Below are 13,418 nucleotides of genomic sequence, written 5' to 3'. Positions count from 1 at the left end.
TTAACCCCGTGCAATCAAAACAAGCGCCACCACAATCAACAGCAGCGCAATCCAGCGTTCGCCATTGACCCGCTTGCGGGCGGTGCCAAACCAGCCGAAGTGGTCGATCAGCACGCTCTTGCCGACCTGGCCGGAGAGGATCGCAATCATGGTCATGGCAATCCCGATATGGGGCGTGGCCAGGGTCAGCACCACCACATACATCGGCCCCAGAAAGCCACCGATCAGTTGCCAGCGCGGCAGTTCATTGAGGGCCGGGCCTTTTTGCGGGCCGCTGAACAGCAGGAGCAGCAGCAGGATTGCCGTGCCCACCCCGAAGATGCTCAAGGTCGCCCATAGGTGCCCCACCTGGGCGCCCAACGGGCCCAACAGGCCAGCTTCCACCGACAGGCCCATGCCCGCCAGGATCACCAGCGGCAACAGCAGCAGGCCCAGCCGGTGCTTGGGGCGGGCCGGCGTCTGGGTCGCGGCCTCGAGAGAAGAAGTTTGCATACACCACCTACACGTCAGAGAAGAACAATGGCGCGCATTATCCGGTGGCCCTGCTGTGCGATAAATGGGAGCATGCAGACAACACCTTTGCGCAACACGCACAGAACGGAGTGGCCATGCTGGGCTTCAACGAGTTGAGTTTCAAGGCGCTGCGCCTGTTTGTAGCGGTGCTGGACCACGGCAGCTTCTCCGAAGTCGCACGCCGCGAAGGCCTGGCGCCCTCCTCCATTTCCCGGCAGATCCAGTTGATGGAACAGGCCCTGAGCCAGCAATTGCTCTATCGGCATACCCGTGCGGTCAGCCCCACGGAAGCCGGGCGCTTGCTTGGGCATCATGCGCGCCTGATGCTGCAACAGCTGGAAGAGGCCGGCCAGGCCCTGCAAGAACAGGAAAGCGAGCCCAGCGGCCTGGTGCGGATCAATGCGCCCATGGTCTTCGGCCAACGGCACCTGTCGCCCTGGCTGGCCGAGTTGTGCCAGCGATACCCCAAGCTGCAACTGGATATCCAGCAGACCGACACCTACGTCGACCCCTTGCAGGAAGGCGCCGACCTGTTGTTCCGAATCGGCGTGCTCAACGACTCCGGGATGCAGGCGCGCATTTTTGCGCCCCAGCGCTACCGCATCGCCGCCAGCCCCGAGTACCTGGCGCGCTGCGGCACGCCGCGCCATCCCGATGAGCTGATCAATCACCAATGCCTGGCGTACAAGGGCGTGAACGGCCAGCAGCGTTGGTACTTTCGCCGCGAACAGGGCGACTGGACGCCCTACACGGTCAAGGGCCCGATCACCGGCAACCACGCCGACACCCTGGCCCGCGCTGCCGAACAAGGCCTGGGGTTCGTGGTGTTTCCTTCCTGGCTGATCGGCGACAGCCTGCGCGCCGGGCGCTTGCAGGCGGTACTGACCGACTACGAAGTGGCAACCACCCTGGAGCCGCAGCAGATTGCCGCCCTGTGGCCCGGCAGCCGGCGGTTGTCGGTGAAGGTCCGCACGGTCATCGACTTTTTTGTCGAACGCTTCGGCAGCGTGCCCTACTGGGACCGCTGAATCAGAACAGCCACTGGCCGATCAACCAGGCGTTGGCGCCACTGATCACGCTGAACAGGCTCCAGGCCAGGATCCGGGTGGGCAGGCGATTGACGAACGGCCCCATCAGTTGGCGGTCGCCGGTCATGCGGATCAGCGGGTACAAGGCAAAGGGCAACTGCAGGCTGAGGACCACCTGGCTGAGGACCAGCAATTTGCCGATGGCATCGTCGCCCATCAACCACACCCCGAGGAACGCCGGGATCAGCGCCAGGCCACGGGTGATCAGGCGGCGTTGCCAGCAGGGAATCCGCAGGTTGAGGTAGCCCTCCATGATCACCTGGCCGGCGATGGTGCCCGTGAAGGTCGAGCTTTGCCCGGACGCCAGCAAGGCAATGCCGAACAGGATACTGGCAAAGGCACCGCCCACCAGCGGGTCCAGCAGGTGGTAGGCGTCCTGGATTTCTACCACCTCGGTATGGCCGGTCTGGTGGAACGCCGCAGCCGCCAGCACCAGGATCGCCGAGTTGACCAGCAGGGCCAGGGCCAGGGAGCCGATGGTATCGATGCGCGCCAGCTTGACCGCGTCCTGGCGGCTGGCCAGGTCCTTGCCGAACAGGCGGGTTTGCACGATGGACGTGTGCAGGTACAGGTTATGGGGCATCACCGTGGCCCCGAGGATACCGATGGCCAGGTACAGCGGCGCGGCGTCACTGATCGCCGAGAGGGACGGTGTGAAACCGCGCATGACGTCCGGCCAATAAGGCTTGATCAACACCAGTTCGACGAAAAAACACACGCCGATGGTCGCCACCAGCGCCAGCATGATCGCCTCCAGGCGCCGGAAGCCACGGTTTTGCAGGGCCAGGATCAGCAGCGTGTCAAAGGCCGTGATGACAATGCCGGTCGTCAGCGAAACCCCCAGCAGCAGGTGAAACGCCAGGGCGCAGCCAAGGACCTCGGCCAGGTCGGTGGCGATGATCGAGATTTCCGCCAGCACCCATTGCGTGCGCGCTGAACGCTGGCTGTAGCGTTCTCGGCACAATTGCGCCAGGTCCTTGCCAGTGGCGATGCCCAGCCGCGAACACAGGCACTGCACCGCCATCCCCGCCAGGCTCGCGAGCAAAACCACGAACAGCAGGTTGTAGCCGTAGCGCGAGCCGGCCTCGATGGCCGTGGCCCAGTTGCCGGGGTCCATGTAGCCGATGGAGATCAGCAGGCCAGGGCCGGCAAACTGCAGCACCCGTTTGAAAAACGACGCGCGCGGATCAACGGGGATGGTGCCCGCCACTTCCGGGGGGCAGAACGGGGCAGTGGCAATTTTCGGCAGACTGAATTTCACGTTGGGTACCAGACAAATATATGGGTATCGGTGTTACCGGTGGCGAGGGGGCTTGTCCCCCGCTGGGCTGCGCAGCAGCCCCAAAACCTGCTATCCCGGTATCTAGGTGAGGCTTACTGGGGCTGCTGCGCAGCCCAGCGGGGGACAAGCCCCCTCGCCACGGAGATCAAGCGCCTCGACTACCTGCGCTACCAGATCCATTTCCTGATTCAGCGCCTCACGTTCCATACGCTGGCGAATCACCCCCAGCACCAACACCGCCAGGGTGGTGATGGAATACGCCGGCCCGGAAAACGCCCGCACCCCGCTCACCAGCAGCATAGCCGCCGCCAGCGCCTGCCCCACCACCGGAATCGCCGTGGCCGCACCTCGGCGCAGGATAAACCCGGTCAGCCCGGCCAGCGCCGTACCGCTCAGGGCAGTGGTGGCCGAACGGCCGACATCGAATCGGTTGAAAAAGCCCTGCTCCTTTTGCGCCGCCGCCCGGAGTTCGGCCTCGAACACCGCGCGGTCGGCCAGGCTGAGTTTGTCCTTGTACTGCTCGATCAGGGTCTCGGCGACCCGCTCTTCCAGGCTCACCAGGGCCACACTGTCGAGGGGCTGGTCAAACTTGAGCCCAACGCGCAGGGCCACGTCCTGGGCCAATTGGCGATAACTCACCCCATGCCCACGGGCCAGGTTCATAAAGCTGTCACCGCCCATGCGCTGCAACTCGATGGCCAGTTGCAATGGGTCGCGCACCTGGGCATCGATGGTCGCGCTGCGCTTGGCGGCCATCAGCTCGGCGAGAAACTGCAGCTCTGGCGCCCGTGCCTGACGCAGCACCGGCAACAGGTCCACGTCTTCCTCGGCAAAACGCACCTCGGCACTGCGCTGGTCCGCACGGATCATGCCGCGGCGTTCGTGCAGCAAGTCGGTGTACTGCACCACGGTTTTCAACTGCGGCCAGTAGGCAGCGTGGTCGAAGGTGACCAGATGCACATTGGTCACTTTGCCCTTGAGGGATGGCGTCAGGGGGATGGCGTATCGGCCAATGCAGCGCTCGGCATCCGGTTTGAGCGCCAGGGCCCAGTCCTTGCTGGAATGGCAGTTGATCACCCGCCCCTTGAGCGGCGCCGATACCTGTTCCCAGGGGCTGGACGTGCAAATCGCGCCGCCCATCAACAACAGGTGATTGAGCGGCAGCTCCCGGGCCAGCTCCGGGTTGGCCAGCAGGCTCTTGACCAGCAGGCGAGCGCCCAGGGAATGGCCGATCAGGTTGATCTGGCGCACGTCGATCGACTCGGCGTGCAGGTAGTTGGCCAGTTCCTCCAACAGCGTCCTGGCCACTTCGTCCACCCGTGCCTCAACACTTTTGTAGTGATCGAGAAAATAGCCCACCGCCTTGCCCAGGCCCACGGTGGCCGCACCCAGGGTGCCGCCGCCGAGCATCGAGGTAATGATGTCCTTGAAGGGCGCGAACAGGTTTTCCAGGAAATGCCCGGCGGGCCAGAACAGCATCAGGTTGGTCGAGCCCTCGATCCCCGCCAGTTGCGCCTGGAAACTGGCCAACTGTTGCTGGTTGAAAAACGCAGAATAGCCATGGACATAGAGATTGAGCACCTGCCCCTGGGGCTCGCCGCACAGCACGAACGAAGGCTTGCGGGTGCGGTGCATTTCATCCCACTGGTGTTGCATGAGGCGCTGGCTCCTGGTGACGACGGAGGGCGATAGTAGCAAGAACCCGCCCTGCATGGATGGCGATAGACAGCAATCTACTGATGACAGAGCCACTCGCGTGGCCAAGGTTTTAGTAAAAATTCAGATTCAAAAACGCCAAACCGCGTTCTAATAGCGCCCTGTCGATTCGCCTCAAAGATCCTGGAGTAAGCGATGCCCCATGAAGGCAACCTGTTACAAGCGGCCGTGGTGTTCCTGTTGGCCGCGGTGCTCACCGTGCCCCTGGCCAAGCACCTGAAACTGGGGGCGGTGCTGGGCTATCTGTTCGCCGGTGTGATTATCGGCCCCTCGGTACTGGGCCTGGTGGGCAACCCGCAAAGCGTCGCGCAGTTCTCCGAACTGGGGGTGGTGTTGTTGCTGTTCATCATCGGCCTGGAACTGTCACCCAAACGCCTGTGGGTGATGCGCAAGGCGGTGTTTGGCGTGGGTCTGGCGCAAGTGTTGTTGACTGCCATGGTGATGGGCGCAGTGGCGCTCTGGGCGTTTGGCCAGTCATGGAACAGCGCGATTGTGCTGGGCCTGGGGCTGGCGCTTTCCTCCACGGCCTTCGGCCTGCAAAGCCTGGCCGAACGCAAGGAGCTGAACAGCCCCCACGGGCGCCTGGCCTTTGCGATCCTGCTGTTCCAGGACATCGCGGCAATCCCGCTGATCGCTATGGTGCCGCTGCTGGCCGGCAGTGACCACACCACCACCGCCGCCCAGGACCTGAACCACGGTTTGCAGGTATTGGGCAGTATCGCCGTGGTGATCATCGGCGGTCGCTACTTGCTGCGCCCGGTGTTTCGCATCGTCGCCAAGACCGGTCTGCGCGAAGTGTCCACCGCCACCGCGCTGCTGGTGGTGATCGGCACCGCCTGGCTGATGGAGTTGGTGGGCGTGTCCATGGCCCTCGGCGCATTCCTCGCCGGCCTGCTGCTGGCCGACTCGGAATACCGCCACGAGCTGGAGTCGCAAATCGAGCCGTTCAAAGGCCTGTTGCTGGGGCTGTTCTTTATCAGCGTGGGCATGGGCGCCAATATCGGCCTGTTGTTCAGCACGCCCTTTGTGGTGCTGGGGCTGACCCTGCTGCTGATCGCTATCAAGTTGCCGCTGCTGTACGCGGTCGGGCAGATGGTCGGCGAACTCAACCGCGAGAGCGCAGTGCGCCTGGGTGTGGTGCTGGCGGCCGGTGGTGAGTTCGCCTTCGTGGTGTTCAAGATCGGCCGCGACCAGGGCCTGTTCGCTCCGCATCTGTACGACGTGTTGGTGCTGACCATCACCCTGTCGATGGCCCTCACCCCGCTGCTGTTGCTGCTGTGCCCCAAGCTGTTTCGACCCAAGACCAAACCGGTAGAAGTGCCAGAAGAGTACCGCGCCATCGAGAGCGACGCGCCACGGGTGGTGATCGCGGGCATGGGCCGTATGGGGCAGATCGTGGCGCGGATCCTGCGGGCGCAGAACATTTCGTTTATCGCCCTCGACACCTCAGTGGAAACCATCGAGCTGACCCGCAGTTTCGGCGGCATGCCGGTGTTTTACGGTGACCCCCAGCGCCCGGAAATCCTGCATGCCGCGAAGGTCGACCAGGCCGAGTACTTTGTGATCGCGATGGATGATCCGGAAATCAACATCAAGACCGCCGAACTGGTGCGCAACCTCTACCCGCACATGAAAATCATCGCCCGTGCCCGCAACCGTCAGCACGTGCATCGCCTGGTGGACCTGGACGCGTCACCGGTGCGTGAAACCTTCTATTCCAGCCTGGAAATGAGCCGCCGCACCCTGGTCGGCCTGGGACTGAGCGAGACCCAGGCCGATGCGCGGATCAACCGCTTCAAGCACCACGACCTGCAACTGCTGACCGCCCAGCACGCGGTGTATGACGATGCGGCCAAGGTGATGCAGTCGGCCCAGGAGTCCCGTGCGGAGTTGGCCCGTTTGTTTGAAATGGACCGCCTTGAGGAAGAGTCCGGGAAGGTCTGAGGATGGATCAGAACGAAGTTGCGAATTTTCTGACAGAATATGACGCAATTTCGTTCATCCATTGGAAGACCTCATGCTCAGCCTCAGCAAAACCGCAGCCCGCCTGGCCCTGGCGCTGACCGTCAGCCTGGGCGCCAGCCCGCTGTTCGCGGCCGCCAAGCCGGCCCCGCTGCCGCCGGATGAATTCCAGATCGTCTCGACCCTGGACGGCAAGTTCACCTTCACCCTGCCCAAGGGCTACGTCGCCGAGGCCTTGCCCGCCGGCGTACAAGCCCAAGGCACTGCGGGCGCCAACAGCACGATGTATATCAACAAGGCGTCAAAAAGCGTAGTGGTGGTGGCCCAGACCCTGCGCAACGATGGCATCGACCTGAAGGACGACGAACCGCTGTTTCTCGATAGCGCGGTTAAAGGTTTCCTCAAGGAGATAGGCACCAGCCTGCCGGACTACAAGAAACTGGCGCAGAAGAAACTCCTGGTCAAGGGCGTGGGCCTGCGCCAGGTTGATGGCACCGCCAGCATGGGCGGCGGCAAGACCTTGAACTCGATGTTTCTCGCGGGTTCTGGCAACCGGTTGCTGGTGATACAGGCCATCTCCCGGGCTGAAGATGTGACGGGGCATGAGTTGCTGGTCAGGCAGATTACCAGCGGCAAGTGACATCCTCCTAAGCACCACAAATCCAATGTGGGAGCGGGCTTGCCCGCGATTGCAGTGGGTCAGTTAGTTAGATGTCTACTGACACACCGCTATCGCGGGCAAGCCCGCTCCCACAGGTTTAACTGCATTCCTCCCTACGGCTTGCGCAGCAGGTAGGTATCCATGATCCAGCCATTGGCCTGGCGCGCCGCCTTGCGCACGCGCTCGATTTCGTCGGCCACTTCGGCCACCTTGCCGCTGATCAGGATTTCATCCGGGGTGCCCAGGTACGCGCCCCAGTAGATGTCCATCTGCTGATCCGCGACGCTCCGGTAGGAGTCCTCGGCGTCCAGCATCACCACCAGCGTATCGGCATCACCGACCTGCCCCGCCGCAAGCCGGCGCCCGGTGGTGATCTCGATGGAACGGCCGATGCGGTTCAGCGGCACTTTATGCTGGGCCGCCAGGGCCTGGACGCTGGTGATGCCGGGGATGACCTCGAACTCAAACGTACAGCTGCCACTGGCCAGAATCGCCTGCAGGATGCGGATGGTGCTGTCGTACAACGCCGGGTCGCCCCAGGCCAGGAAGGCCCCCACTTCGCCGTCGGCCATTTGTTCGTTGATCATCCGCTCGAAGGTCTGTTGCTTGTCGCGGTTCAGATCCTGCACAGCCGTGGTGTAGTCGATCTCGCCACGCACACGCTCGGGGCAGTCGGCTTCGACAAAGCGGTAGGCATGCCCGGCGTCAATGTAGGTCTGGCAGATCTCCCGGCGCAGGTCGATCAGTTTGTCCTTGCTCTGGCCCTTGTCCATCAGAAAAAACACGTCGGTACGGTTAAGCGCCTTCACCGCCTGCATCGTGATGTAGTCGGGGTTGCCGGCGCCAATGCCGATGATCAGGATCTTTTTCATGAAGGTGTTCTCAGTGCGGGGCCGGGATTTTGCCATGTTCGCGCCACTCAGGTCTCGTGCGTTTCCAGGCGCAGACGCCAGACGTTGTTGAAACGCAGCTCGGTAGAAGACAGCGGCTCCACATCAATCAGGTAAAACATAGCGATGGGTGCCTGCATGACATGAAGCAACGCAGCACGAACCACCGCCGGATGCGTCACCGCCAGCACATGGCCGGGCTGCTCTGCGACGCGTTGCAGCCACTGGCTGACGCGCTCGCACAACTGCGTCACTGACTCACCACGGTGAGGCGCGCTGGTGCTGTCGGTGAGCCAGGTCGTCAGTTCGTCGCGGTCGATGTCATTGATATCCCGACCGCGCCAATGGCCCACGTCCATATCGCGCAACCCGTCATCAATCGTGGCGTGCTGACCGAACAGCGTCGCCGTTTGCCGGGCCCTGGTCTCAGGCCCGCATAACAGGCGTGGCGCTTTTTTGAAACGTGCGGCCAGCCTCAAGGGCGACGGCGGCGTTTCCAGGGCTTCATCAAGGGCGAAATGCCCAAGCTTTTGCGCGCGGGTCGCACCATGGCAAATCAGCGTCAATCGGGTGCTCTGCATGGACGTGCGGCTCTGGTGATCAAGCGAAGCAAACATATTACAACGATCCAGACCCACCGGTTCGACCACTGGATAAGTTGACCAACGGTCGCGGGAATGTTCAGATGCCGGCCTGTTTCAGGTGCCTCATGCCGCCGTGCATGGGGTGAAACGGGAAACCGGTACGCTCGATCGAGCAAGTCCGGTGCTGCCCCCGCAACGGTATACGCGTGACCCCTTCGACACACCACTGTGGCCAGAACGCCATGGGAAGGTGAAGGGTTCGATACGCGTGAGCCCGGAGACCGGCCTGGAATTTCTGTTTGGCAAAATCCTGCGGTGGGCGGGCATGGGCCGGTATTGGCGTGTGCTCGATACCTTCTCCTGCGTGCTTCTGCGAAGATACTTTTCGAGAAGACTATGATTTTTCAACGCGGCGTCACTTCTGGCCCAACCTTGCTGTTGGGTTGTCTGTTCAGTCCCCTGCTACTCGCTGACAATAGTGCCCTGGAACTCAAGGCACAGACTGTTTCCGCGCCGTCGGTGGAGTCCACCACCGTGGCCGACATGGCCCAGTACGGCAGCAAGGTCGAAATTGTCACCCGCGAACAGATCGAACGCGCCGGCCCCAGCGCAGATATCACGCGGGCGATGCAGATGTTCATCCCCGGTTTCTACGTGGCCCCGAAAAACGGCCCGTTCGACTACGGCACCTATTCCCTGTTGGGCGGGCGCAATGACGACACCCTGATCCTGCTCGACGGCGTACGCCTGAACAACCGCCTGTACGGTGGCCTGTACCTGGATACCTTGCCGGCCAACGCCGTGGAACGCATCGAAGTGCTCAAGGGCGGCCAGAGCCTGTTGTTCGGCACCCAGGCCGTGGCGGGGGTGATCAACATCGTCACCCGCAGCCCGCAGACGCGCGACGTATCCGGCGAAACCAACCTGGGCGTCGATACCTTTGGCGGCACCACCGGCGATGCCCGGGCCGAGCGGATTTTCAGCAATGGCCTGGGCGACCTGGGTTTGCTGGCCTATGTCAGCCATAACGTGTCCGAGGGCTACCAGCCCTTTCGTAACCGCGACATGAGCAACGTCACCGACAAGAAACGTTCCTACGAAGTCACCACACTCGGCGCCAAGGCCATCCAGTCTTTTGGCGATGACTCGCGCCTGGAGCTGTTTTACCAGTACACCGACGCCAACCTGGACTTCGCCGGCGCCACCAACAACCGCAAGACCACCAACGACCGCGTGCAGCAGATTGCCACGGCGACTTTCGAACAGAGCATCAACGAGCGGCTGAGCTACTTCGTCAAGGGCCATATAACGACTGGGATACCCGCTACTCACGGGTCAACAACACCGCCGACGGCGGCACCGTGGTGCGCAATCACGATGACTACTGGGGTTTTACCGACTGGGGCGTGCAGGCCGAGGGCAAGGCCGAGCTTGCGGGCGGCCATGTGCTGGTATTCGGTACCGACAACCAGTGGTTCAAGGGCCAGGACGATGTGCTGGTCATCGACAACAACAAGGCCGAAGCCCACGCCGTTTACACCCAGTTGCGCCCGCAGATCGACGCCCTGCCCGACTGGCATCCGAGCCTCGGCGTGCGCCACGAAACCATGAGCGGCGGCGACAGCGCCACGGTCGGCATGCTCACCTCGCTCTACGACCTCAACGCCAACTGGGCCCTGCGCGGCCAGTACGGTACGGCCTACAAGCTGCCGAATGCCGAGCAACTGTTCGTCAACGAACCCGGCGACGAGATCGGCAACCGCAACCTCAAGCCGGAGAAAAGCCGCAACGCCGAGCTGGGCCTGGACTACAAGGGCCTGCTGGCCGACCGCGAGTTCAGCGCCAGCGTGACCCTGTTCAAGCGCAAGATCACCGACCTGATCACCCTCGACGACATCCAGTGGGTCAACGGCCAGGGCCAGATCCAGGTGCGCGGCTTCGAAGCCGATGCCAAGTTGGCGCTCAACGATCAGTGGAGCCTGCAGGCGGACATGACCCGCAACCTGACCGAGTCGCGCACCGGGGTCACCATCAACGATGTGCCGAGCTTCTTCGCCCGCTCGCGGGTGGGGTTCGAATCGCAGAATCGCCTGTGGGGCGCCGGCGCGGCCATCCGCTATATCCACGATGTGACCAGCTCGAAAAGAGTCGAATACGGCCACTATTCGGTGGTGGACGCCGACGCCTATCGCTACCTCGACAACGCCCACCAGCACCGCGTGAGCCTGCTGGTAGAAAACCTGTTCGACCGCGACTACGTCACCAGCCGCTCCAGCAATGTCGACAACCTGGGCCGGCCATTCACCTCTGAGGTGCGTTACACGTATCGCTTCTGATGACTGAGATCACCCAAATCGACGGGGTGGACACCCACCCCGACTGGTCCCGCATCCCCGAGCATGCCCGCCATGTGCTGCTGTGCACCGGCCCGCGCTGCACCCAGCGGGGCGCGTTGCAACTATGGAAAACCCTGCGTCGGCGCCTCTTGGAACACCAGCGCATCGAAGTGCCCGGTGGTGTACTGCTCACGCGGACCCATTGCCAGTTCCCGTGCAACCTGGGGCCGGTGCTCACGGTATACCCGGAGCGCTGCTGGTATGGGATACACAGCAAGGCCGACGCCGTGCGCCTGGTGGACATGCACCTGGTGGGCGGTGAAGTGGTCGAAGAGCTGTTGATCCGGGAGCGCCCATGAAGCGCCTGGGAGGGTTGGCCATCGCCCTGTTGTGCAGTGCGCCGGCCCTGGCGGACGGCTATCGCAATTGCCAGCAGGATTGGCAACTGCCCCATGCGCCGCCGTCGCGCATCGTCGCCCTGAACCAGCACGCCGCCGATATGCTGCTGGCCCTGGGCGCCGGCCCGGCGCTGGTAGGCGTGGCGTACCTGGATGACAACGGTGCCGCGCATAAACAGGGCAGGTACTTCGGTGTGCCGGTGATTGCCCCGCGCTATCCGGCCAGCGAGGTGTTATATGGGCAACGGCCGGACCTGGTGGTGGGCGGTTTTGCCACGGCCTTTGGCAACGGCATCACCTCGCGTACCGGGCTGGCCGGTAATGGCGTGGGCTCGTATCTGCTGGAGTCGGCGTGTGCCGGGCGCTCCCTGGATTACTTCGGCCACATTCGCACCGACCTGCTGACCCTGGGCAACCTGCTGCACAAACCGCAGCGGGCCCGCGACCTGATCGAGGCCCTGGACGCTGACCTGGCCAGCGCCCAGGCACTGGCCAAGCCGGCAAAACCCTTGTCGGTGTTTTATCTCGACAGTGAAGTCAACGGCCTGGACAGCGAGGGCCGGCAAGGTTTCGTCAGCGCCCTGCTGGCCGCGGCCGGGGCTCGCAACCTGTTGGCCGGAATCAATCAATACCGGGTCACGGTCAGCAGTGAGACGTTATTGATGAGCGACCCGGACGTGATTCTGCTGGCCGATGCCGTATGGTCCCCGGCCAGCCGTAAACGCCAGCTGCTGACCCGCGACCCGGTGCTGTCGCGCCTGCGGGCCGTGCGGGAAAACCGCATGATCGATATCCCGTTTAGCCACTTGGTGCCCAATGTCGGCAGCGGCAAAGTGGTACTGGACCTGGCCCGCCAACTCAAAAATCTGTAGAAACCTACGGTTGTGGCGAGGGGGTTTGTCCCCCGCAGGGCTGCGCAGCAGCCCCAAAACCAACCACCTCGGTGTATCTGGTAGAACGTGGTGAGGCTGTTGGGGCGGCTTTGCCGCCCAGCGCGGGGCAAGCCCGCTCGCCACAAGAAAGGCCAGTGGTGGGTAGCCCTCTGTCCCCTGCAAGCTCGCCTTATCACCACAATGGGACTCATGACTTCTGGTCAAGAGTGATTTGAACAATCGTGGGTGTTTGCGCTGGCGCGTGCGGCTGATACTCAACGCCATTGTTCATGCCACAACAGGAGTCATTCATGTCTATTCCCGCATTCGGTCTTGGCACTTTCCGCCTGCAAGGCCAGGTGGTCATCGATTCGGTCAGTACCGGCCTGGACTTGGGCTACCGGGCCATCGATACCGCACAGATCTATGAGAACGAGGCCGATGTCGGCCAAGCGATCGCCGACAAGGGTATCCCCCGCGATGAATTGTTCATTACCAGCAAGATCTGGATCGCCAATTTTGCCGAAGGCCAGTTGATACCCAGCCTCAAGGAAAGCCTGCGCAAGCTCAAGACCGACTATCTGGACCTGACCCTGATCCATTGGCCATCACCGCAAAACCAGGTGCCCGTCGCCGAGTTCATGGGGCAGTTGCTGGAAGCCAAGCGCCTGGGCCTGACCCGGCAGATCGGTGTTTCCAACTTCACCGTGGCGCTGATGAAAGAAGCCATCGCCGCCGTCGGTGCCGAGAACATCGCCACCAACCAGATCGAACTGCACCCGTACTTGCAAAACCGCACCGTGGTGGATTTCGCCACGCGCCACGGTATCCAGATTACGTCGTACATGACCCTGGCCTACGGCGAAGTGCTCAAAGACCCGCTGATCCAGGCGATTGCCCAGCGCAACCAGGCCACGCCCGCACAGGTCACCCTGGCCTGGGCCATGCAATCGGGGTATGCGGTGATTCCGTCCTCGACCCAACGCGCCAACCTGCAGAGCAACCTCAAGGCCGTGCAACTGACCTTGAGCGAAGCCGACATGGCGCAGATCAACGGCCTTGAGCGTGGCCATCGCCTGACCAGCCCCAAGGGCATTGCGCCGCAATGGGACTGAG

At 62.8% G+C, this 13,418-nt stretch carries 11 protein-coding genes, 1 pseudogene and 1 riboswitch; of the genes and pseudogenes, 7 read left to right on the top strand and 5 right to left on the bottom strand.

Annotated elements, in window-relative coordinates; genetic code table 11:
• Positions 1 to 492: a DMT family transporter gene (locus tag BHC62_RS12830; protein WP_029293087.1), complete on the bottom strand. Its 492-nt coding sequence runs from the start codon at positions 490 to 492 to the stop codon at positions 1 to 3.
• Positions 493 to 608: 116 nt separating this feature from the next.
• On the opposite strand from BHC62_RS12830, the gene BHC62_RS12825 reads away from it, so the two are divergent.
• Entirely contained in the window at positions 609 to 1,541 is a 933-nt protein-coding gene (locus BHC62_RS12825) for a LysR family transcriptional regulator (RefSeq protein ID WP_070995248.1), read from the top strand.
• 1 nt (position 1,542) lies between these two features.
• On the opposite strand, the gene BHC62_RS12820 is transcribed toward BHC62_RS12825, so the two are convergent.
• Together BHC62_RS12820 and BHC62_RS12815 are read right to left on the bottom strand one after the other, a co-directional pair.
• A complete protein-coding gene (locus BHC62_RS12820; protein ID WP_029293091.1) occupies positions 1,543 to 2,862 on the bottom strand; it encodes an Nramp family divalent metal transporter in 1,320 nt (439 codons plus the stop codon).
• 102 nt (positions 2,863 to 2,964) lie between these two features.
• On the bottom strand, positions 2,965 to 4,539 hold the full coding sequence (locus BHC62_RS12815; RefSeq protein WP_050492765.1) for a DUF726 domain-containing protein: 1,575 nt from the start codon (positions 4,537 to 4,539) through the stop codon (positions 2,965 to 2,967).
• A 195-nt stretch (positions 4,540 to 4,734) separates the two neighbouring features.
• On the opposite strand from BHC62_RS12815, the gene BHC62_RS12810 reads away from it, so the two are divergent.
• Positions 4,735 to 6,543: a monovalent cation:proton antiporter-2 (CPA2) family protein gene (locus BHC62_RS12810; RefSeq protein WP_070995227.1), complete on the top strand. Its 1,809-nt coding sequence runs from the start codon at positions 4,735 to 4,737 to the stop codon at positions 6,541 to 6,543.
• Positions 6,544 to 6,616: 73 nt separating this feature from the next.
• Positions 6,617 to 7,201 (top strand): hypothetical protein, encoded by a 585-nt coding sequence (locus BHC62_RS12805; RefSeq protein ID WP_070995226.1) that lies wholly within the window; start codon positions 6,617 to 6,619, stop codon positions 7,199 to 7,201.
• 134 nt (positions 7,202 to 7,335) lie between these two features.
• Here BHC62_RS12805 and cobF read toward each other — a convergent pair whose 3' ends face one another.
• Entirely contained in the window at positions 7,336 to 8,094 is a 759-nt protein-coding gene (gene cobF / locus BHC62_RS12800) for a precorrin-6A synthase (deacetylating) (protein WP_029293099.1), read from the bottom strand.
• A 47-nt stretch (positions 8,095 to 8,141) separates the two neighbouring features.
• The gene (locus BHC62_RS12795) at positions 8,142 to 8,693 is read right to left on the bottom strand and encodes a histidine phosphatase family protein (RefSeq protein WP_070995247.1); all 552 of its coding nucleotides are present in this window, start codon (positions 8,691 to 8,693) and stop codon (positions 8,142 to 8,144) included.
• A 102-nt stretch (positions 8,694 to 8,795) separates the two neighbouring features.
• A riboswitch (cobalamin riboswitch) is annotated at positions 8,796 to 9,001 on the top strand.
• A gap of 91 nt (positions 9,002 to 9,092) precedes the next feature.
• On the opposite strand from BHC62_RS12795, the pseudogene BHC62_RS12790 reads away from it, so the two are divergent.
• The 4 genes and pseudogenes from BHC62_RS12790 to dkgB all read left to right on the top strand — a co-directional run bounded on the left by BHC62_RS12790 (position 9,093) and on the right by dkgB (position 13,417).
• Positions 9,093 to 11,032, top strand: a pseudogene (locus tag BHC62_RS12790) (TonB-dependent receptor plug domain-containing protein).
• Positions 11,032 to 11,391 carry a ferredoxin gene (locus BHC62_RS12785; protein WP_029293105.1) on the top strand — a complete coding sequence of 120 codons (360 nt, stop codon included), beginning with the start codon at positions 11,032 to 11,034 and terminating at the stop codon, positions 11,389 to 11,391. The pseudogene BHC62_RS12790 and the gene BHC62_RS12785 overlap by 1 nt, the downstream one beginning before the upstream one ends.
• A complete protein-coding gene (locus BHC62_RS12780; RefSeq protein ID WP_070995225.1) occupies positions 11,388 to 12,302 on the top strand; it encodes an ABC transporter substrate-binding protein in 915 nt (304 codons plus the stop codon). Before BHC62_RS12785 ends, BHC62_RS12780 begins: the two co-directional genes overlap by 4 nt.
• A gap of 311 nt (positions 12,303 to 12,613) precedes the next feature.
• Positions 12,614 to 13,417 (top strand): 2,5-didehydrogluconate reductase DkgB, encoded by an 804-nt coding sequence (gene dkgB / locus BHC62_RS12775; RefSeq protein WP_029293109.1) that lies wholly within the window; start codon positions 12,614 to 12,616, stop codon positions 13,415 to 13,417.
• The last annotated feature ends 1 nt before the right edge of the window (position 13,418 follow it).

The organism is Pseudomonas sp. 06C 126, from assembly GCF_001855215.1.
Lineage (GTDB): Bacteria > Pseudomonadota > Gammaproteobacteria > Pseudomonadales > Pseudomonadaceae > Aquipseudomonas > Aquipseudomonas proteolytica.
This window is presented reverse-complemented; position numbering and strand designations above follow the sequence as displayed.

Coding starts and splice junctions, on each gene's coding strand:
- dkgB (WP_029293109.1), top strand. CDS start 12,614: ATGTCTATTCCCGCATTCGGTCTTGGCACTTTCCGCCTGCAAGGCCAG.
- BHC62_RS12810 (WP_070995227.1), top strand. CDS start 4,735: ATGCCCCATGAAGGCAACCTGTTACAAGCGGCCGTGGTGTTCCTGTTG.
- BHC62_RS12815 (WP_050492765.1), bottom strand. CDS start 4,539: ATGCAACACCAGTGGGATGAAATGCACCGCACCCGCAAGCCTTCGTTC.
- BHC62_RS12795 (WP_070995247.1), bottom strand. CDS start 8,693: ATGCAGAGCACCCGATTGACGCTGATTTGCCATGGTGCGACCCGCGCG.
- BHC62_RS12825 (WP_070995248.1), top strand. CDS start 609: ATGCTGGGCTTCAACGAGTTGAGTTTCAAGGCGCTGCGCCTGTTTGTA.
- BHC62_RS12805 (WP_070995226.1), top strand. CDS start 6,617: ATGCTCAGCCTCAGCAAAACCGCAGCCCGCCTGGCCCTGGCGCTGACC.
- BHC62_RS12780 (WP_070995225.1), top strand. CDS start 11,388: ATGAAGCGCCTGGGAGGGTTGGCCATCGCCCTGTTGTGCAGTGCGCCG.
- BHC62_RS12785 (WP_029293105.1), top strand. CDS start 11,032: ATGACTGAGATCACCCAAATCGACGGGGTGGACACCCACCCCGACTGG.
- cobF (WP_029293099.1), bottom strand. CDS start 8,094: ATGAAAAAGATCCTGATCATCGGCATTGGCGCCGGCAACCCCGACTAC.
- BHC62_RS12830 (WP_029293087.1), bottom strand. CDS start 492: ATGCAAACTTCTTCTCTCGAGGCCGCGACCCAGACGCCGGCCCGCCCC.